Consider the following 20742-nt stretch of genomic DNA (forward strand, 5'->3'; position numbering starts at 1 on the left):
AAATTCGCTGGGTACTATCAACCCTGTAAAAGAAATTATTGATGCAGTGCATAAAGTTGGTGCAGTTGTAATGCTCGATGGGGCGCAATCAACCGTGCATTTAGATATTGATGTGCAGGAACTCGATTGTGATTTCTTCGCCATCAGTTCGCACAAAGTACATGGCCCGACTGGTATCGGTGTGTTGTACGGAAAACGTTCATTGCTCGAAGCGATGCCGCCGTTTATGGGTGGTGGTGAAATGATCAAAGATGTAACGTTTGAGAAAACTACCTGGAACGATCTCCCTTACAAGTTTGAAGCAGGTACACCCAATATCGCTGATACCGTTGCATTAAAAGCTGCATTGGATTTTGTAAGTGGTATTGGTAAAGCTGTTATCCGCAAACATGAAGATGCGTTATTGAAATATGCTACTGAGCAATTGCAATCAATCGATGGCATTCGTTTGGTGGGGACAGCAAAACAGAAAGTGAGTGTGGCATCGTATGTAGTGGAAGGTGTGCATCCGCAGGATTTGGGTATTCTGTTGGATAATCAAGGGGTAGCTGTTCGTACTGGTCACCATTGTACGCAACCATTGATGAATCGTTTTGGTATACCCGGTACAACAAGAGCAAGTTTTGCGATGTACAATACCAAAGAAGAAATTGATGTGATGATTGCAGGTTTGCATAAAGCAATTAAGTTATTAAGATGAGCGAAGTAAAATCAATAGCAGAAATAGAAGAAGAAATCGTTGATGAGTTTTCGTTGTTCGATTCATGGGATGAGAAGTATGAATACATCATCGACATGGGAAAGAAACTGAAGCCACTGGAAGACGAGCATAAGAAAGACGAAAACAAGATCAAAGGTTGCCAGAGTACAGTATGGATGGTGAGTGAATTGAAGGATGGAAAAGTGTACTATCGTGCAGAGAGTGATGCGGTGATCGTAAAAGGATTGGTGAGTATGCTCATTCGTGTATTGAGCGGACATTCACCACAGGAGATCATTGATGCAAAGCTGGAGTTTATTGATAAGATCGGCATGAAGCAACACCTTGCACAAACAAGAAGCAATGGTTTGCTGAGCATGGTGAAACAGATGAAACTGGATGCAACTGTTTACCAGGCAAAGGCCGGAATGAATTAAGGAGAAGTAAAATGATTTGTGATGGACAAAGAAGCACTGAAAGAAAAGATCATCGAAAAGCTGCAAACGGTATTTGACCCCGAGTTGCCGGTGAATATCTATGATCTTGGATTGATCTACAATATCGACATCAACGATAAAGGTTATGCCAACATTACGATGACGTTGACAGCACCAAGTTGCCCTGCAGCACAATCGTTGCCTGTGGAAGTAGATCAAAAAACAAGAGAAGTGGAAGGTGTAACAGATGTGAATGTGATGATCACCTGGACACCGAAGTGGGAGAAAAGTATGATGAGTGAAGTGGCAGCATTGGAATTAGGATTTATGTAAGACTTCCTCCTTCCTTCAGGCAGGAGAATAAAAATAACAATCACCCAATCAGATTTCATCTGTGTACATCAGTGAAATCTGTGAGCAAAATTTAAAATATGGCAATGATCTCATTAGATAGTTTAATGGGCAATCAAGGTCCCAGCTATCCCGAACAAATTGCAGCTCCATACCGTAAGGAGCTAGTTGATGCAGGCTTTGAGCAAATGATGACAGTAGAAGATGTGGAGAATGTGCTTGCAGGTAATCCCGGCAAAACAATTTTGGTTGTACTGAACAGTGTATGTGGCTGCAGTGCAAGAGTGAGCAGGCCCGGTGCATTGCTCAGCTTTTTTAATCATGTAGTGCCCGATGTAAAAGCAACGTTGTTTGCAGGTATGGAAAAAGAAGCCGTGGTGCATTTTCGTGAGAAATATTTAAACGGTATAACACCTTCTTCACCCAATGTGCTTTTGTTGAAAGATGGAAAAGTGTTGTTGCATTTGCAACGTCACCAGATCGAAACAACCGATGCCGGTACTATTGCAGATGCATTGATCACTGCTTACAATGAGCATTGCACAAAGCAAACAACGGAAACAGAGCGTGAAGAGTTAAGAAGCTATTTTAAAAATTTATACCAGGTAGATCCTTTAGCAACACAAGAATAAACCATCTCACATGAAAATTACTTCTTCAGAAGAGTACGGTATCAGGATCCTCATCCGCATTGCATCGGCTAATCCCGTTGAAGGTTTGAGTATTCCGCAATTGAGTGAAGCAGAAAAACTCACTGAGCCGCATGTTGCAAAGATCTGTCGCACCTTGCGTATGGAAGGGTTCATTAACAGCACACCCGGTTATAAAGGTGGTTATGTGTTGGCGAAACCTGCTGATGCCATTGTCATCAACGATGTGTTGAAAGCATTGGGCGGAACATTATTCGATCAGCAGTTTTGCGATGCGCATACAGGCATTGGTCGCCTGTGTACCAACTCGGTTGATTGCAGCACCCGTTCGCTTTGGAAAATGATCCAGTTTACACTCGATAATCTCCTCAATAAATTAACGCTGAAAGATTTGATGGTAAATGAAAAAGAAGTAGAGCTGAAGCTGGAAGCGATCATGCAGCGGAATGTGGAGGAATTATTGAAGTAGCAATAAAATTATACTATTAAAAAAGGCTTTCAAATCTGAAAGCCTTTTTCTTTTATATCTTCCACTCCACAATCTCATTCACCCATTCTTTCTTCTCCGGAGCAGTGATCTTAATATAGTTATCGGTATAGCCTTCCATCATACCATTCTTACTATGTCCTTCAAACAATACGGGTCTTGTTTCGCCGCTATGTTGCTGGGTGAAGTATTGCATCTTCATGTAAGAAAGGTTGCGGAGTGTCTTGTTACGTTCATAACGTACAGTCATTGGCACTACCGGTCCAAGCGTTAAGGCATGTGTGTTGTCACGTTCAGAATAAGTGAACACATGCAGGTAAGAAACATCGAGTGCATGTAAGAAGTCGAATGTTTCCTGGAAGAGTTCATCTGTTTCGCCGGGGAATCCAACGATCACATCTACACCTATACAGCAATGCGGCATCAGTTCTTTAATGAGCGCTACACGTTCAGCATACAGTTCACGTTTGTAACGGCGACGCATCATACCCAACACTGTATTGCTTCCGCTCTGCAGTGGAATATGAAAATGTGGCATGAACTTTTTGCTCTTGCTTACAAATTCAATGATCTCGTTGGTGAGCAGGTTCGGTTCAATCGATGAAATGCGGTAACGTTCGATGCCTTCCACTACATCTAACTGCTGAATGAGATCAAAGAAATTTTCATCCCGGTTATAAATCGAAAGCGAACCATTGCCATCGGCACCTTTACCAAAATCACCAAGGTTCACACCTGTCAATACAATTTCTTTACTGCCACCTGCTGCAATTTCTTTGGCGTTGGCAAGCACATTCGCCACATTATCGCTTCTGCTTTTGCCACGTGCCTGCGGAATGGTGCAGAACGAACAGGTATAATCGCAACCGTCCTGTACTTTTAAAAACGTACGTGTACGGTCGTTGATGGAATACGATGCATTGAAACCGCTCACATCTTCAATTTCGCAACTGCTGATCTTTGCACTATCACCTTTCGCCAGTTCTTTAATGTGCGAAACAATATTGAATTTTTCTGCAGCGCCGAGCACTAAATCGACACCCGGTATCTCTGCAATTTCTTTTGGCTTCAGCTGTGCATAACAACCGGTGATCACCACTAAACTTTCAGGAGACTTGCGTTGAATGCGGCGCACCAGCTGACGACATTCTTTATCAGCATTATCAGTTACCGAACAGGTGTTGATCACATATACATCCGCCAGGTCATCAAACTCTTTCTTCTCAAAACCCTCACTCTCAAGCTGCCGGCTGAGTGTGGAAGTTTCGGAGTAGTTGAGTTTACAACCGAGTGTGTGAAATGCGACTGATTTTGCTGCTGCCATAAAGGGCAGCAAAGGTAAGAAAAGAATGCTTAGACCTATGAGGTTTGCCGGGCTGATTGCTGCGCTGCAAACCTCATAGGTCTAACCTCAAACCCTTATTTTTGCTCCCCTTCTTTTTCTATGGACAACCGCAATACCAAAACATATTTACTCTTTCAGCCGAAACATCTGTTTACCAAACGTCCGATGCTGGAGATCAGGCAACTGATCAAAACTCCATCAGGAGTTACTCCGGGTGAACAACCGCTTAATCGTTCACAGCTAAAAATTTTCTTTCCCAACCTAACTGATGAAGGAATGAAAACCTTGCTGAGTTTTTCAAAATGGGAATGGCAGAAAACAGAAGCTGATATTGTAGGTCAATCGCAATACATCAAAGATGAAAAGGAACGATCGTTGATGCAGAAAAAAGCGATGACACGCAAACTGCAATCGATGATGAGCGCAGTACGGCAATTGCAGGGTGTAGAGTTTTATCATCCCGCAGCACAAACGGTGAAATGTGTTTTTTATTCATATCCGGTTGAACTCGCTTTTCACGCAACAGCAGAAGAGGATCGCTATCATCTTGAAGTATATGTGGTGAAAGGAAAAGAACGCATGCCGTTGACTGAATTCAAACGTTATCATTTTTTAGTAGAAACAGAATCCTGTTATTATCAACTCACTTCAAAAAGTCATGATGCTATTGAATGGTTACAGCAACAGGATGCAACAACGTGGACGACGAATGATCCTGCTGCATTTGAACAGGTACTCAATAAACTAAGAGAGTGGGAATTGAAAGTGGATGCATCGGTAATTGCAAAAGGCGAAGAGCTGATTGCAGAACCGCAGCCGCAGGTAATGTTGAGTGAACTCAATAATACATTCTTAAAACTCGAACCACGTTTTGTGTATGATGGTTATGTGGTGGATGGTCCGTTTGAGGAAATAACAAAACAACAATCCGCTGATAAAGTTATTTCGATTGTTCGTCATAAACAGAAAGAAGAAGAGTTGGTTGAGTTTCTTCGTTCGCTGCATGAAAAGTTTACGAATCAAAGCAATGGATTTTTCTATCTCAATTTTGCAGAGGCGCAAAAGAAAGGATGGTTTCTGAAAGTATATCACAAATTGCTTGAGCTGAATATCTATCTGCTTGGTATTGATCTGATGAAGCATTTCCGTTACTCGCCGCACATTGCAGAAACGGTCATCAATAAACAGGAGGTGGAAGGCAACTGGATCTGTGTAGCAATGACAGTGAAGTTTGGCAAGGAACCCATTCCATTAAACTACTTGCAAAAGAGTTTAATGAATGGACAGAAAGCAGTGATGCTGAAAGATGGAAGTTTGGGTGTGCTGGGAGAAGAATGGTTGAAGCAATACGGCATGATGATTCGCCACGGTAAAGTGCGTAAAGAAGAATTGCTGGTGCCGAAATGGTTGCTGATGAGTGAAGCAACAGGCGAAACAGATGCAGATGCATCCATTAAAACAGATATCAGCGCAACCTGGTACAGCAAATGGAAGCAATGGGAAAAACAAGAAGATGCATTGTATGCATTGCCCAAAGGATTGACTGTTGAACAGTTACGTCCTTATCAACAGAAAGGATATGAGTGGTTGCGTTTGTTATCGGAAATCGGTGGCAGTGGTTGTCTGGCTGATGATATGGGTTTGGGTAAAACATTACAAACGATCACATTTCTCTTACATAAAATTGAAGAGCAACCAACCGATCAGCATTTGGTTGTAGCACCTGCAAGTTTGTTGTATAACTGGCAGAAGGAATTGGAAAAATTTGCGCCCGATGTAAAAGCCGTTGTGTTTCATGGAGCAGGAAGAGATGAAGAGGAATTGAAAGATGAAAGCAACCACATCATCATTACCAGCTATGGAACATTACGACAGGATGTTGAATTGCTGCAAACCATTCCCTGGAATACAGTAGTGGTAGATGAAAGTCAGAATATTAAAAATCCATCTGCACAAATAACAAAAGCTGCATGGCAGCTTATTGCAAAAACAAAAATTGCATTAAGCGGTACACCGGTAATGAATGGAACAGGTGATCTGTTCAGCCAGATGCATTTTCTCTTACCGGGCTTGCTGGGCAGTAATGAATTTTTCAGAAGAGAATATGCTATTCCGATTGAGCAAAAGGGTGACGCAGAAAAAGCAGCGGCTTTACAAAAGTTGATTCGTCCCTTTGTGTTGCGCAGAACGAAAGAACAGGCAGCGCCTGATCTTCCTGCAAAAACAGAATCGATTCTCTGGTGCGAAATGGAGAGCGACCAACGTGCAGTTTACGAAAGCATAAAAGAAAATGTGCGTGGTAATATCCTGATGGACATCAGTGAAAATGGATTGAACAAAGGAAAGATGAGTGTGCTGGCAGGTTTAACAAAACTGCGGCAGATCTGCAACAGTTGTGAATTGGTGAATGATGAAGATGTGTTTGCGTACGACAGTATTAAAACTAAAGTGCTCATTGATGAACTGAAGACCATCATACCGCAACACCGTGCATTGGTGTTTAGCCAGTTTACTTCTATGCTCGACTTGCTGGAACGTGATCTGCAGAAAGAAGACATCAAATACATTCGTCTCGATGGGCAAACAAAAATTGCAGAACGGCAGGAACTGGTTTCGGAATTTCAGAATGATGAAAGTGATGTGGCTGTGTTCCTGTTGAGTTTGAAAGCAGGCAATGCCGGTCTTACATTAACAGCTGCTGATTATGTATTCCTCTTTGATCCATGGTGGAATACAGCTGTTGAAAACCAAGCCATCGATCGTACGCATCGTATCGGTCAGCAATCGCAGGTGTTTGCTTACCGTATGATCTGTAAAGATAGTATTGAAGAAAAGATCATGAAGATGGCAGCAGGTAAAAAGAAATTAGCCGAAGATCTGATAACAGCCGAAGAAGGATTTGTAAAGAGTTTAACGTTGGATGATATTAAGTATTTGTTGGAATAAACGTTGAAGTGGGTGACTCATCCTAAAACGACAGAGGGTGAGCCACCCCGCCATTTCGCCGAAAAACAATATTATTGTAGGGCAAATACAAAAATGAAAAAAGCACTTCCTTATCTCTTACTCGTTTTATTGCTGGTAGCAGCATTGCTCATCAAACGCTGCAACAATACCGATAACAGCAGCGACAATCAAAAAACAAAAGAACGGACAGAAGATACCAAACGTGAAGAAGCGAAAACAGATAATCAGAAATCAAATCTTGATGTGTTTCGTGATCCTTCGTCAGAGTTCTATTTCACGAAGCATGCCCGTTGCAGAATGAAGTGCCGTCATATCACACAGGAAGAAGTAAAAGAAATTGTGCGGAAAGCAGAAGTGAATTACAAAAAGAGTGAGTTGGATGCAGCACAAGGCCCGAAGTATGCGTTGGAAGGAATTACATCGAAAGATAATCAACATGTACGTATCATTGTTGCACCGAAGCAACGGCATTTAACCATTGTAACCGTGATCGATCTGGAAAAAGAGTGGGATTGCCCGAGTTGTAAGTAGTGAGCTGTCATCCCGACGAAGGAGGGATCTAACGATCATTGTACATAGCCAAACAGATGTCGACGAAGGTGACATGACAGATTCTGAATATGAAATTAGTACTCAAACCACTACAAATCATCTACGTCATTTATACCATGATACTTTTTCTGATCATGATGTTGATTGTTGTGCCATTCGTTCTCGTTGCATCTTTCTTCGGCAAGATCAAAGGGGGGAATGCAGTGATGCGTATTGTGAATTGGTGGGCTGATGCATGGTTATTCATGATCGGGATTTATCATAAACGAATTGTTGAGCAGGAGATCAGGGCACATCAATCTTACATCTTTGTCAGCAATCACAATTCGTACATGGATATTCCGCAAATGCTGAAAGCGATCCGTCAACCATTGCGTATTTTAGGTAAAGCAGAAATGGGAAAGGTTCCGGTTTTTGGTATCATCTATAATGCAGCAGTTGTGCCGGTTTTAAGAGGGAGTGCAGAAAATCGTGTAAAGAGTGTAAAAATTCTTCGTTCGGTTTTAAGCAAAGAAATCTCCATTTACATTGCTCCGGAAGGCACATTCAACATGACAGATAAACCTTTGATCGATTTTTACGATGGTGCTTTTCGTTTGGCCATCGAAACGCAAACTCCTATCAAACCGATGTTGTTTTTAGATGGAGTTGATCGGATGCACTGGCGAAATGTTTTTTCAATAACTCCCGGTAAATTAAGAACTGTTTATCTCGAAGAAATTTCACCCGAAGGATTAACCCCGTTTGATGTTCCTGCATTCAAACAGAAAGTGTACGATTTGATGGAAGCCAAATTGAAAGAATATAAGGCAAGCTGGATAAGGAGTGGTGATTAGACATCGGATAATTTTACCGTTACATTCAGGTCTTACTCGTTAAATTGCGTATTCACCATTCACTATTGACCATTCGCCGTGTTCGCTGAAATTATTATACCACTCGCTCTTCCAAAGAATTATACCTGGAGCATTCCCGATCGTTTGCTTGAACAGGTGCGTGTGGGTGTGCGGGTGGAAGTGGAGCTACGCAAGAAGCGATATGCAGGTGTTATCAAAACATTACACGACGAAAAGCCTGCGGCATTCGATCCCAAATTTATTTTGAATGTGCTGGATGTGGAACCCATTATTCACGAACAGCAGTTGAAGTTGTGGGAATGGATTGCTAATTATTATTTGTGTACCGAAGGCGAAGTGATGGCTGCTGCACTGCCTGCGCATTTCAAGCTCAGCAGTGAAACTATTTTGTTATACAACGAAGAGATCGGTGAAGATTTTTCTACACTCGATCATGATGAATATTTGCTGGCAGAAGCATTACTGATACGAAAAGAATTAAAGTTGCCCGAAGTGCAACAGATATTGGATACATCGCATGTATATCCTGTAGTAAAACGATTGATTGAAAAGCGTGTATGTTTTGTGTGGGAATCATTGAAGGAAACTTACTCGGCAAAGAAAGAAACATTTGTCTTGCTCAATCCGCAATACGATAACGAAGACCAGTTGAGCGAGTTGCTCAATAACTGGAGCCGTGCACCCAAGCAGATGGAGCTGTTGTTGAGCTACCTGCATTTAATAAAAACAGAAGGTGAAGTAAGTAAAACAGCCTTGTTGAAAAAAAGTAATGCCAGTGATGCACAGTTGAAAGGGTTGGTAGACAAAGGGATTTTATTTCTGGAAAAACGTGCAGTTGATCGTTTACTTAACATGCCAAGAAATATTTCGATTGATTTTGAATTAACGCCTGCACAGCAAACTTCATTGCAGGAGATCAGAACTTCGTTTGAAACAAAACCAGTTTGTTTATTGCATGGTGTTACAGGAAGTGGTAAGACACAACTCTACATTAAACTCATTGAAGAATATATCCGCAAGGGAAAGCAAGTTTTGTACCTGTTGCCGGAGATTGCATTGACTGCGCAGATCATTCGCCGTTTGCAAAAACATTTTGGCGGCTATATTGGAATTTATCACAGCAAGTTTAACCAGAACGAACGTATTGAAATCTGGAATAAGATCAAGAGTGGTGAAATGAAAGCAGTACTGGGTGCAAGAAGTTCGTTGTTTCTTCCGTTTGCAGATCTGGGTTTAATTGTGTGTGATGAAGAGCACGATCCCAGTTACAAACAGCAACAACCTGCGCCACGTTACAATGCACGTGATGCAGCTGCGTATTATGCAACACTGTTTGGTGCAAAAGTGTTGATGGGAAGCGGTACGCCGTCGGTTGAAACGTATTACAACACGCAAACAGAAAAATATGGTTTGGTAGAGTTGATGGAGCGTTTCGGTGAAGGAGCATTGCCAACGATTGAATTGATTGATACTAAACCACTGTTCAAACAAACGAAAGAGAAAGTAATGATTGCTCCTGCGTTGCAGGAAGCAATAGAAAAATCATTAGCGAAAGATAAGCAGGTAATACTTTTTCAGAATAGACGAGGTTACACACCACACCAGGTCTGTAAAGCCTGTGGCTGGATTCCGCATTGCCGTTATTGCGATGTGAGTTTAACCTATCACAAGTTCAAGCATAAACTGCAGTGCCATTATTGTGGTACTGTTTATCCAACTGTCAGCACTTGTGAAGCATGCGGCAATCACGATTTTATGCAACACAACTTCGGAACAGAAAAAGTGGAAGAGCAGTTGCAGGAATTGTTTCCCAAAGCAAAGATTGCACGGATGGATTACGATACGGTGAGTGGAAAGACGGCGCATGATCAACTCATTCAGCAATTCGAACAACACCGCATTGATATTTTAGTAGGTACACAAATGGTGGTGAAAGGTTTGGATTTTGAAAAAGTAAATCTTGTGGGTATTCTTGATGCTGATAGTTTATTAAGCTTCGCTGATTTTCGAGTGAACGAACGTGCTTTTCAATTGATGGAGCAGGTGAGTGGCCGTGCCGGACGAAAAGATGCCGATGGTCATGTAATGATACAGGTGGCCAATACCAATCACCCTGTGCTGCAGTTTATAAAGGCACATGATTACAAATTGTTTTTTGCTGTTGAGTTGCAGGCAAGACGACAGTTTTATTATCCGCCGTTCACACGCATTATACAGATCACGTTGAAGCACAAACAAAAAGAAACGGTAGAAGCAGCAGCACAACTGGTGGGCGAGAACATGCGACCATTGTTTGCAAATTACATGGTTGGTCCGGCAGAACCTGTAGTGAACCGCATCCGCAACCAGTACATCATGGAGCTGGTGTTAAAATTGCCAAAGGATGCACAGCTAATTCATCAATGCAAAGAAATGATCCATAACCAGGTGGTGATGCTGCATAATCATCCTAATTTTAAGAGTGTGGTGTTGATTGCTGATGTGGATGCGATGTAAAACAATACTTCAGTAATAGTCATACTCAATTCAATGCCGCATTTAAATATTCAACCGGATTCAAATAAAACATCTTCCTCCAACCTTGTATTGCATCATCTTTTCTCCAAGGAATAGGTATAATTGATTTGATCGTGTAATGTAAGTGAGGCGCTTTGCCAATTGCATTGCCTGTTGTTCCAACTGTGCCAATGGTTTCATTGCGACTTGCCCAGCTAAACGTTGACGTTTTAATTTCCTTCAGATGTGCATGGTAGTGTAATCGCCATTTTGGTCCCAGCAATAAAACAATATTTCCTCCTTTCTTAATTGTTCCGGTGTAAAGCACGAGTCCGCCGGTAGATGCAACAACATCTGTTCCCTGCTTTGCAAAAATATCAACGCCCTTATGTGTAACAGAAGTGCCCCATGGATACGCCCAAAATGATTGTTGATTGTAACTTGTTTTACCAGCACCTTTTACCGGCATCGAAAACTTTTCAGGAATAACAAATCCGGCAAGGAGAATAATGAACGGGACAAGCAGTATTCGTTTTACGTTCTTCATGCAAGGCAAACGAATGTGATCTTGAATTATTGAACGGTAGAATTGCTTTTGACATATGCTTAGCAATTGCCTGCTTGTATACAAAAAAACAAATCCCCCCGTTTTAGCGGAGGGATCTGTAAGATTTTTCCATCAATTAAGTAAAATGTGTCTCTTGTTTCTGTTTTTAATAGGGTTGATGGATCATCGGTTTCATGGATACGAATTCTGTTTAGTTTTCAAAGGATTAAAATTTTCTGTTAGTCTTATAGAGTACGGATTTTTCTATCAGGAATTGGATTCTTATTTACTGATGTAAATCTCTAAATTATTTTGAATGGATGCATGGGTACATTTGACCGATTTTTATTCGGAAAATCTCATCGTGGTTTTACGACTTATTAAATTTAATGATCAGGTGTTGCGAATATGGGCAATAAAAAATCCCTCTTAAGAAGAGGGATTTGAATATTGTATTTGTATGAGATTAATAACGTCGGCCACCGCCTCCGCCACCGCCGTATCCGCCGCTGCCACCACCATAACCACCACCACCTCTGTTGCCACCGCCACCGCCGTAGCCACCACCACCTCTGTTACCACCGCCGCCGCCGTAGCCACCACCACCTCTGCTACCACCGCCACCACCTGGTCGATCTTCCGCTTGTTTTACTACTAATGGTTTTTTGCTGCGGCCTAACGTAATATCGTTTAGCAATTCAATTGCATCTTTGCCATCTTGTTCTTCTGCCATAGTCACAAAACCAAAACCACGGCTTTTACCGGTTTCACGGTCGATAGATATTTTAGCAGAAACGACTTTGCCAAACTTCTCGAAGATTTCTTCCAATTCGGCATCATCTACATCATAGGGTAAACCGGCTACAAATAAGTTCATTGTTTTAATTTTTGTAAAGCTAATTAATCTGTTGATTTCGCACTCAAGATAGTCAGTTTAAGTCATATTTCAGCCGGTTCCAATCCAATTCAGCGGGGTCTTTTCCCGTTTTTGGCTGTATTTAATAACTAACAATTCATATTACCAGAAAATCGTAGTTAAATTACGATGTCGTATAAAAAAGAAAGTGCAGCTTTTGCTGCACTCCTCATTTTATTTTGATTACAGTTACTGCATTGCTGTTGCTCCTCTTTTCTTCAATGCATCAATTTCCGATTTTAGTTGATCGATCTGTTTTTGTTGCTCCACAATTGATGCAACTAATACAGGAATTAAACTTGTTTCGTTAATACTTGCAATGCTTGCATTTTTATAATTGTTCTTGCCTTGCATGTATGTTACACGCTTTTCTTTCACCAGTTCAGGAAACACAGCCTGGATATTATCTGATAAAAAACCGTACTGCTTACCCGCTTGCAGGTTCAGGAATTTGTATTGCCTGGTGTTGTATTCAAAACTGATAGGTTTAAGCATGGCTAACCTTTCTACAGGGTTGTTAATGGTTGCGACGTTCAGTTTTGTTTGCTCATCATTAATAGTTTGAGCTGTTGAAACGCTTGTAATAAATAAACCTAATGTAATAAATGCGATATGTTTAATAGAAGTGAACATGAGAATAATAATTAATTGTTTAAAATAAAATCATCGTACACATCCAAACGGATAGTACAACAGATGATGACCAGCTGCAAGAAAAATTATGCTTGCTTTGGAGGGGGAGTTGGCTTCTTAATATTCACCTCTTCTATAAAGGCAGAATTGGAAAGTGCTGTTTTGTTCTTCTGTCCGTTTGTATCTAAGGCGATGTTATAATGCAGAATGGAGAAGGATTGAAATTTTTCTTTTGATTCAGAATCGGTCCTTTCTTCACGTTGCTCTTGTTCCGATTTGTTTTCCAAATTGATTGATAACTCAACATCTGTAAACAGATCAGTGTATGGCAATATTACGGAAACACTGTTTAATGCAAAAAGCAGTATCAAGAATATGGAGAGAAAATACTTCATCAACCGTTAACTTTTTTCACTCTGCAAAGGTAAGTATGCAAGGGCTTTTGTCGGCTATTTCAACCCATGAATTTTCCTTGTTTGATAAATTTTAACGCTTAGCAAAGTATGTTGATTCTTAATCAAACATTTCCTTGTAATAATAAATATGTAGCCCGTTTTTTCCTTCTTTCGCAGCTTTTAACATTGCTGTTGCAACAGCTGATGCACGAATGGCTTTGTATTTCGAAGGTATAAGTAACGAAGAAATGCGAAACAACGTTGTTAGTACTACTTCACCGGTACGCTCATTTTGTTTTCGTCCCATGAGAAATGAGGGGCGGAAAATATGCAGGCCATTAAATTTATATCCGGCGATCATTTCTTCTACTTCGCCTTTTAACCTCGTGTAAAAAAAACGGGAACGGGCATCGGCACCAATTGCCGATACCAGTAAAAATTGTTTAAACCCGGCTTCCTTTCCAAAACGTGCAGCATTAACCGGAATATCAAAATCAATAGAGCGATATAATAATTTATCGCCTTTTACATTTGCATTGGTTGTACCGATGCAGGAAAATAAACAATCACCTGTACCAATATTTTTCCGGTACTGTTCGTAATCAGAAAAATCAGTTATAACTACTTCAAGCTTTGGATGCGTCAATGAAATTGGTCGGCGCACCAATACCCTCACTTTGGAAAATGTATCATCTTTCAATAATTGTTCAACGAGCGATGAGCCAATTAATCCGGTGGCGCCCAGAACAACTGCTGTTTGTCCGTTCATAAATTCTTTATTTTGCAGGTAATGCAAATTCACGAAAATCTTTCACTAAAGCAATACAATACGTTTGGTATCGATGTAAAGGCAAAATACTTTGCTGACTTTTCATCGGCTTCACAACTGCAGGACATATTGCTTTACATGCATCAGTTAGCGCCACGCATCAATAAACTTATTCTCGGAGGTGGCAGCAATCTTCTTTTTACTGCTGATGTAAATGCATTGTTGTTGAAAAATGCTGTGCCCGGCATCAATGTAGTGAAGCAAACTGATGAATTTGTATATGTGCAGGTGGGTGCAGGTGTTAACTGGCACAGCCTGGTGCAACATTGTGTGCAGCAAGGTTGGGGAGGGGTTGAAAATTTAAGTTTAATACCGGGCAATGCAGGTGCAAGCCCCATGCAGAACATTGGTGCGTATGGCGTTGAGATCAAAGATGTGTTTGAAGAGCTGGAAGCTTATCATCTCAACGATAAAACCATCGTGAAATTTTCAGCGGATGAGTGTGCGTTTGGTTATCGTGAAAGTGTGTTTAAGCATAAGTATAAAGATCAATTTGTAATTATTTCAGTTACCTATAAGCTTAGAAAAAAACCTTTGTTCAATACAAGTTACGGAGCTATTAACCAGGAACTGGAGAAAATGGGTGTGAAAGAATTGAGCGTGGCAGCTATATCGCAGGCAGTGATCAATATACGTTCATCGAAGTTGCCTGATCCGAAAGTGATTGGTAATGCGGGAAGTTTTTTTAAAAATCCATCGGTGAGTAAAGAACAATTTGACCACTTGAAAAATGAATTTCCTTCGTTGGTGGCGTTTACAAATCCTGATGGAACAATGAAACTTGCTGCAGGTTGGTTGATCGAGCAATGTGGTTGGAAGGGTTATCGCAAAGGTGACGCTGGGTGCCACGCAAAACAGGCATTGGTATTAGTTAATTATGGTACTGCGAGTGGAAAAGAGATTTATGATTTGAGCGATGAGATATTGCAGAGTGTTAAGCAAAAGTTTGGAGTGGAGCTGGAAAGAGAAGTAAATATTGTTTAGAAAAAAGCTACTATCGGCTTCCTTCAACTTACGACCCAACTCATCACTAACTCTTTCATAAACCTGTATTGTACTGTTAAGGCAAGTGCTTCATTTTTTTGGAAACTACAAATGAGTCTGCCTTCCTCATCATCGCCTTCTATGTTTTTAATATGCATGTGCTCACGAAAATCAACACCACCCTCACCAAACCATTTAAACATCGATTCTTTGGTACTCCAGAGTAAAGTGGCCAGTTGCAATAGCTGGGCTGTACTCATTTGTTCATCAAGAAACATGTATTCCTGCTGCGTTAAAAATTTATGAGCGATGCGTAAGATCTTGTCATTCGGCTGCTCAATATCTACTCCCACTCGTTGTTTACTGCTTACTATTGCTGCGGCATAGTTGCCACAATGTGAAATAGAAAAATGATATTTCTCGTCGGGCAAAAAAGGTTTTCGTGTATCAGCAATCAATATTTCTTCCAACGGAAAATCTTCAAACAAAGTTGGCAGGAGATAACGGCCGGCAAGATGTTGCAAGCGTTTATGTGGATGCGACACATCTCTTTTCAATGGCACTCTATCAAGGAAAAAATCTTCGGGCTCGTCAATACGCCAAAGCCCAGCCTTTGTACTGCTGTTGATAGTATGTTGATAAACGAGCGGCAAATTAAGATTTAAGATTTTAGATTGCAGACCCGATCGCTATCGGGTTCAAGGTTATACTTTCGCACAAAGCTAAAGAGAACAAAATGATTTTAAGTGACAAGCGTATTTTAGAGGAAATAGAAAAAGGGACGATTAAAGTTGAACCATACGATCGTGAGTGTTTGGGTAGTAATAGTTATGATGTACACCTGGGTGGCACACTGGCTATTTACAAGGATCATATGATTGATGCAAAAAAGCATAACGAGATCGAGTACATTGATATTCCTGATGAAGGTTTTGTATTATATCCGCATATATTTTATTTGGGTGTAACGCTTGAATACACCGAGACACATGCGCATGTTCCTTTTCTTGAAGGTAAATCATCAACCGGTCGGCTGGGTATCGATATACACGCAACTGCAGGTAAAGGCGATGTTGGTTTTTGCGGTAACTGGACATTGGAAATATCCGTAAAACAGCCGGTGAAAATTTATAAAGGCATGCCCATTGGCCAGCTTATTTATTTTCCTGTGGATGGAGAAATTGAAGTGAAATACAATCAAAAGAAAAATGCGAAATACAGCGGCCAGCACAACAAGCCTGTGGAGAGTATGATGTGGAAGAATAAGTTTTAAACTCCGCCTCTAAAAAAGCACTTTTAAGTAAAAGATAATGCCATCATTATAAAATGCTCAGCAAAAATTGCTGAGCATTTTTATTTGTTGAGAATAATATCAGTCTGAACAATGGAATTGATGGATAGCAACTCTTTCTTTAGGGAGATGTAGGTTGATATTTTTTCCTGTAAGCGATCAACCAGCCAGTCACTTCTCCATAACTTTCAATCCCTTTTCGTTGACGGTTTTTCTTCAGGTAATAATCATATAACAGATCGGTCCAGTCGCTGATGAACGTACGATGTGCTTTCACATAATCCCTGTACGTTTTCAGATCCCTTTTTATGCCATCGTGCAACTTAGATCCAAAATCTTTTGCAGCAGTTGAATCAACAGCTCTTAAATTTCCCCACGCATACAGGAACATATCGAGATAAGATGAGTATTGCATGAGTGTATCACTAGAGTGGGTGGCTGCAAGAAAGCCCACAAAATTTGCTTCACTTTCACTGGCATAACCCACCTGGTGTGCCATTTCATGACAGGTGACGTATGGCTGTAAAAAATTGGGGATAGCAGTGTTCACTTGTCCCTCGCCTGTGAAAGGATTATAGTATCCCTGGAAGCCAATGTAGTTACCCACCTTTCCAAACATTGAAGGTTTTAACGAAGAATAGCGGTAACGCATATACGAAAACTGATCTTCCAGTTTACTGTAACCATCCCGGGCCGATTCAAACATACGTTCACGACTCATGAAGGTATCTTTTTTCTGCAGACAAATATCCTTTCGTTTATTAAGCTCAGTAAGCAAATAACTGTTGAGATCGATCAATTGCTCTTTTTCAAACTTCACATTTTTTAATCCCAGTTGCTGTTCAATGCCGTTGCGATAATAATTTAACCCCCAAAACAAATAGAAGTAAACGTACACGGCCAAAAGAATAAGCCCCGCGGTAAGCAATGGTGTCAACTTTTTTCGCCAGCTATCAGTTTTGTGAAACAACCTCACCACAAATTTTCCAATCTGCCAAAGTACACTTACGGTCATAATGGAGTAAATGATGTCGCCCAAGCTAAAAGGAAACCAGCCAAAAAGCAGGCGCAGGGTAGTGGCCAGTCGGGGATAAAATGAAGTGGCATAGTTTTTTTCGATCCACTCATGGTTACCTGATATGAAAAAGATAAACAGGGCCAGGATGAAGAGAGTGCCGAAGATGGCTATCCGTATAAGTCGTCCGTAGGTCATTCAGCCCAAATTTACGGTGAAAGACGGTTGGGAAGACGGTTTATGGTTTAGGTTTGAAGGTGTAAGGCGGGTAAGAGTGGTATCCTTAGGCTTTGATTTTCAGCATATGTTAAGTAGTTGCCTTTTATCTTAAACCTTGTACCTTCAACCTTCCACCCTTTCCCAAAATAAACCTCTTTTTCCTTTTGGCTTGAAACCGTATTTCGGTTACCTTTGCAAACTCTTTAAAATAGGGGTGATATGGCAAGCCGCCGGGAATACGAAATAGCATTTGTGGGTTTAAAGCCCGGCATTCATCAGTTTGAATATGAAATTGATGAAAGGTTCTTTGAAGAATTCGAAAAACAGGACTTTAAAAACTGTAAGGCGAATGTAAAACTGCAACTCGAAAAGAATACCGGTTTTATGATGCTGAAGTTTGAGGTAGGTGGCACCGTTGGCGTTCTTTGCGATCGCTGCGGCAATGATCTTCCTTTAGAACTGTGGGACGAATTTGAGATGCTGGTGAAAATGACCGATGAGCCGGAAAAAATGAATGATGAAGAAGAAAGTCCGGATGTGTTTTACATCTCACGCACAGAAAGTCATTTACACGTGAAGAACTGGATTTACGAATTCATCATCCTCAGCATCCCTATGCAAAAAATGTGTAAGGAAAGTGAAATGGGCGGACCGCATTGCAATAAAGAAGTGCTTGCACGCCTTGCTCAGCTTAATCCACAACCAAACGAAAACAAATCAATCTGGAAAGGATTGGATAAATTCAGAAACGACTAAAATTAAAAGATATGCCAAATCCAAAGCGCAGACATTCACAGCAACGCAGCGCAAAGCGTCGTACTCACTACACAGCAGTGAGTGTTACTTTAACAAAGGATAGCACAACGGGTGAAATTCATCCCCGTCACCGTGCACACGTGAGCGAAGGTAAACTGTACTACAAAGGAAAATTAGTAGCTGAGAAAGCTCCGTTAAAAGCGTAAGCTTTTTATAATTAACTTACCTGCATGGTCATAGGTATTGACATGATGGGTGGCGACTACGCCCCTCAGCAGCCGCTGTTGGGCGTAGATTTGTTTTTAGCCGATGCTGCCCCCGGGATAGAATTACTGCTGCTGGGTGATGAAACGATGATGCGCAGGCATTTTGTTTCTGTTCCTCCTTCTATTTCGTTTGTGCACACTACAGAAGTAGTGGATATGCACGAACCTCCAACAAAAGCTTTAAGGGATAAGCCCAACTCATCCATGAACAAAGGATTGCAGTTGCTGGCCGAAGGAAAGATCGATGCATTCATCAGCGCTGGTAATACCGGTGCCATGATGGTGGGTGTGTTTTATACCATCCGTGCTATTGAAGGGGTACAACGTCCCACCATTTCAACTGTTATTCCAAAAGTGGAAGGCGGTTATGGTTTAATTCTTGATGTAGGTATGCAGGCCGATTGTAAGCCTGAAAACCTTTTGCAGAATGCCATACTTGGCAGCATTTATGCACAAAACATTCTTGAGATTGAAAACCCTGCGGTTGGTCTCATTAATATTGGTGAGGAAGAGGGAAAAGGTAACCTGTTGGCGCAGGCAGCGTATCCATTGTTGAAAGAAAGCAAGCTCATTAATTTTATCGGCAATATTGAAGGTCGTGAAATATTGACCGGCAAAGCCGATGTAATGGTTTGCGATGGTTTTACAGGTAATGTTATCTTGAAGCTGGGTGAATCGATCTTTGATATTTCAAAATCACGCAGCTTAGATGAAGATGATTACTTTAAACGTTTCAATTTTGAAACATATGGTGGCACACCAATTCTCGGCATTGATAAACCCGTGATTGTTGGGCATGGTATTTCAACATCAAAAGCATTTCTGAACATGATCCATCTTGCCAGCAAAATGATCGAGACCAAATTGTTGGAGAAAATGAAAGCGAAATTTGTGAGTGAAGATGAAGCGGATTAAATAGCAATAGAGTAAACAAACTGCTTCAACAGAATTGTTTATTTCAGGAAAATAAAAACATTTTATTTGAAAAGTTGGGAGCGAATTGTAATTCTCCTATTTTTGCACTCCCAAAAAAACGGAAACGTTTTGAGATTCCGTAGCTCAGTTGGTAGAGCACGACACTTTTAATGTTGGGGTCCTGGGTTCGAGTCCCAGCGGGATCACAGAAAATAAAAGCCTCCACACGGAGGCTTTTCTGTTTACATTACTTTTGTAATCATTTAAATACAGCAGTATGGATTTTCAGAATAAAGTGGTGGTAGTTACCGGTGGCAGTGATGGAATTGGTAAAGCCTTGGTTCAACTTTTTTTAAGCAAGGGTGCAAAGCTGGCTACCTGTGGTAGAAATGCCGACAGGTTATATTCACTGCAACAGGAATTTGCAGGTCAGCCACTGCACACCTTTGTTGCTGATGTGAGTAATGAAGGTGATTGCAACCGCTTTATTGAAACCACTGTAAAAGCATTCGGAGGTATTGACATATTGATCAACAATGCTGGCTTATCGATGCGGGCATTAATTCTTGAATCTGAAACAAGTGCTTATAAACGCTTGATGGATGTAAATTTCTGGGGCACTGTTTACACAACAAAAGCAGCTCTGCCATTTATCATTCAACGCAAAGGAACTGTAGTTGGCATTTCTTCTATTGTTGGTAACAGGGGTATTCCCGGCCGCAGTGCATACTCTGCATCAAAGCATGCGATGCAAGGCTGGCTCGAATCCCTACGGGTTGAAATGATCGATCATGGAGTGAATGTATTGTGGGTGTCGCCTGGTTTTATTGCAACCAATATCCGTTCAGTGGCATTAAATGGAGAAGGAAAACCAATTGGGGAAACACCAATGGATGAATCGAAATTAATGAGTGCAGAAAAATGTGCCTTGCATATTTTTAATTCAATATCAAAACATAAACGAGCAGTTGTGCTCACCGCTACAGGTAAAGCAACTGTATGGATGGGCAAACTGTTACCACGTGTTGCTGATAAGTACATTCATAAGTTTTTCTTTAAGGATGGAAAGCTTATTAAATAATGAAATGCATGTTTAATACGGCTTGTTTCTTCAACTGATTATTCTTTATCTTT

At 40.9% G+C, this 20742-nt stretch carries 23 protein-coding genes and 1 tRNA gene; 16 read left to right on the forward strand and 8 right to left on the reverse strand.

The genetic code is table 11. From position 1 onward, the window contains the following. The 5 genes from ACO1QW_RS00005 to ACO1QW_RS00025 form a co-directional block, all read left to right on the forward strand. Positions 1-700, forward strand: a 700-nt coding sequence (locus ACO1QW_RS00005) for an aminotransferase class V-fold PLP-dependent enzyme (protein ID WP_486254513.1), incomplete at its 5' end; no start/stop codon positions are given. Next, positions 697-1137, forward strand: a complete 441-nt coding sequence (locus ACO1QW_RS00010; RefSeq protein WP_486254515.1) for a SufE family protein — start codon at positions 697-699, stop codon at positions 1135-1137. The genes ACO1QW_RS00005 and ACO1QW_RS00010, both read left to right, overlap by 4 nt. Before the next feature lie 21 nt (positions 1138-1158). Then, positions 1159-1470, forward strand: coding sequence for a DUF59 domain-containing protein (locus ACO1QW_RS00015; protein WP_486254517.1), 312 nt, complete (start codon positions 1159-1161; stop codon positions 1468-1470). A 98-nt stretch (positions 1471-1568) separates the two neighbouring features. Further along, positions 1569-2120, forward strand: coding sequence for a BrxA/BrxB family bacilliredoxin (locus tag ACO1QW_RS00020; RefSeq protein ID WP_486254519.1), 552 nt, complete (start codon positions 1569-1571; stop codon positions 2118-2120). Positions 2121-2130: 10 nt separating this feature from the next. After that, positions 2131-2607 carry an RrF2 family transcriptional regulator gene (locus tag ACO1QW_RS00025; RefSeq protein ID WP_486254521.1) on the forward strand — a complete coding sequence of 159 codons (477 nt, stop codon included), beginning with the start codon at positions 2131-2133 and terminating at the stop codon, positions 2605-2607. 52 nt (positions 2608-2659) lie between these two features. Here ACO1QW_RS00025 and mtaB read toward each other — a convergent pair whose 3' ends face one another. Then, the gene (gene mtaB, locus ACO1QW_RS00030; protein ID WP_486254523.1) at positions 2660-3949 is read right to left on the reverse strand and encodes a tRNA (N(6)-L-threonylcarbamoyladenosine(37)-C(2))-methylthiotransferase MtaB; all 1290 of its coding nucleotides are present in this window, start codon (positions 3947-3949) and stop codon (positions 2660-2662) included. 120 nt (positions 3950-4069) lie between these two features. Between mtaB and ACO1QW_RS00035 the strand changes: the two genes are divergently transcribed. From ACO1QW_RS00035 to priA, 4 genes are all read left to right on the forward strand, one after another. After that, entirely contained in the window at positions 4070-6916 is a 2847-nt protein-coding gene (locus ACO1QW_RS00035; protein ID WP_486254524.1) for a DEAD/DEAH box helicase, read from the forward strand. Between the two features lie 93 nt (positions 6917-7009). Continuing rightward, entirely contained in the window at positions 7010-7468 is a 459-nt protein-coding gene (locus tag ACO1QW_RS00040; protein WP_486254526.1) for a DUF4258 domain-containing protein, read from the forward strand. A gap of 89 nt (positions 7469-7557) precedes the next feature. Then, positions 7558-8325, forward strand: a complete 768-nt coding sequence (locus ACO1QW_RS00045; RefSeq protein ID WP_486254527.1) for a lysophospholipid acyltransferase family protein — start codon at positions 7558-7560, stop codon at positions 8323-8325. A 78-nt stretch (positions 8326-8403) separates the two neighbouring features. Continuing rightward, positions 8404-10842 (forward strand): replication restart helicase PriA, encoded by a 2439-nt coding sequence (gene priA, locus ACO1QW_RS00050; protein ID WP_486254529.1) that lies wholly within the window; start codon positions 8404-8406, stop codon positions 10840-10842. Between the two features lie 25 nt (positions 10843-10867). Here priA and ACO1QW_RS00055 read toward each other — a convergent pair whose 3' ends face one another. The 5 genes from ACO1QW_RS00055 to ACO1QW_RS00075 form a co-directional block, all read right to left on the reverse strand. Continuing rightward, positions 10868-11389 carry a M23 family metallopeptidase gene (locus ACO1QW_RS00055; RefSeq protein ID WP_486254532.1) on the reverse strand — a complete coding sequence of 174 codons (522 nt, stop codon included), beginning with the start codon at positions 11387-11389 and terminating at the stop codon, positions 10868-10870. A 466-nt stretch (positions 11390-11855) separates the two neighbouring features. After that, entirely contained in the window at positions 11856-12266 is a 411-nt protein-coding gene (locus ACO1QW_RS00060; RefSeq protein WP_486254533.1) for an RNA recognition motif domain-containing protein, read from the reverse strand. Between the two features lie 228 nt (positions 12267-12494). Then, positions 12495-12938, reverse strand: a complete 444-nt coding sequence (locus tag ACO1QW_RS00065; protein ID WP_486254535.1) for a tail fiber domain-containing protein — start codon at positions 12936-12938, stop codon at positions 12495-12497. 86 nt (positions 12939-13024) lie between these two features. Next, positions 13025-13333 (reverse strand): hypothetical protein, encoded by a 309-nt coding sequence (locus ACO1QW_RS00070; protein ID WP_486254537.1) that lies wholly within the window; start codon positions 13331-13333, stop codon positions 13025-13027. A 118-nt stretch (positions 13334-13451) separates the two neighbouring features. Beyond that, positions 13452-14102: an NAD(P)H-binding protein gene (locus ACO1QW_RS00075; RefSeq protein WP_486254539.1), complete on the reverse strand. Its 651-nt coding sequence runs from the start codon at positions 14100-14102 to the stop codon at positions 13452-13454. Between the two features lie 21 nt (positions 14103-14123). Here ACO1QW_RS00075 and murB point away from each other — a divergent pair, with 21 nt between their 5' ends. Next, on the forward strand, positions 14124-15146 hold the full coding sequence (murB, locus tag ACO1QW_RS00080; RefSeq protein ID WP_486254541.1) for a UDP-N-acetylmuramate dehydrogenase: 1023 nt from the start codon (positions 14124-14126) through the stop codon (positions 15144-15146). Positions 15147-15169: 23 nt separating this feature from the next. Here the strand turns inward: murB and ACO1QW_RS00085 are convergent, their stop codons facing one another. Continuing rightward, positions 15170-15799 (reverse strand): 4'-phosphopantetheinyl transferase family protein, encoded by a 630-nt coding sequence (locus ACO1QW_RS00085; RefSeq protein ID WP_486254542.1) that lies wholly within the window; start codon positions 15797-15799, stop codon positions 15170-15172. Positions 15800-15882: 83 nt separating this feature from the next. Between ACO1QW_RS00085 and dcd the strand changes: the two genes are divergently transcribed. Beyond that, positions 15883-16419 carry a dCTP deaminase gene (gene dcd / locus ACO1QW_RS00090; RefSeq protein ID WP_486254544.1) on the forward strand — a complete coding sequence of 179 codons (537 nt, stop codon included), beginning with the start codon at positions 15883-15885 and terminating at the stop codon, positions 16417-16419. Positions 16420-16558: 139 nt separating this feature from the next. On the opposite strand, the gene ACO1QW_RS00095 is transcribed toward dcd, so the two are convergent. Beyond that, complete coding sequence (locus tag ACO1QW_RS00095) at positions 16559-17650, reverse strand: DUF3810 domain-containing protein (protein WP_486254546.1); 1092 nt, start codon at positions 17648-17650, stop codon at positions 16559-16561. A 240-nt stretch (positions 17651-17890) separates the two neighbouring features. Between ACO1QW_RS00095 and ACO1QW_RS00100 the strand changes: the two genes are divergently transcribed. From ACO1QW_RS00100 to ACO1QW_RS00120, 5 genes are all read left to right on the forward strand, one after another. Beyond that, a complete protein-coding gene (locus tag ACO1QW_RS00100; protein WP_486254548.1) occupies positions 17891-18427 on the forward strand; it encodes a YceD family protein in 537 nt (178 codons plus the stop codon). An 11-nt stretch (positions 18428-18438) separates the two neighbouring features. Next, positions 18439-18633 (forward strand): 50S ribosomal protein L32, encoded by a 195-nt coding sequence (gene rpmF / locus ACO1QW_RS00105; RefSeq protein ID WP_340436141.1) that lies wholly within the window; start codon positions 18439-18441, stop codon positions 18631-18633. A gap of 24 nt (positions 18634-18657) precedes the next feature. Then, positions 18658-19608, forward strand: a complete 951-nt coding sequence (gene plsX / locus ACO1QW_RS00110; RefSeq protein ID WP_486254551.1) for a phosphate acyltransferase PlsX — start codon at positions 18658-18660, stop codon at positions 19606-19608. Between the two features lie 133 nt (positions 19609-19741). Then, positions 19742-19814 (forward strand) — tRNA-Lys (locus ACO1QW_RS00115). Positions 19815-19885: 71 nt separating this feature from the next. Then, positions 19886-20689, forward strand: a complete 804-nt coding sequence (locus ACO1QW_RS00120; RefSeq protein WP_486254553.1) for an SDR family oxidoreductase — start codon at positions 19886-19888, stop codon at positions 20687-20689. The last annotated feature ends 53 nt before the right edge of the window (positions 20690-20742 follow it).

This window comes from Lacibacter sp., from assembly GCF_057361365.1.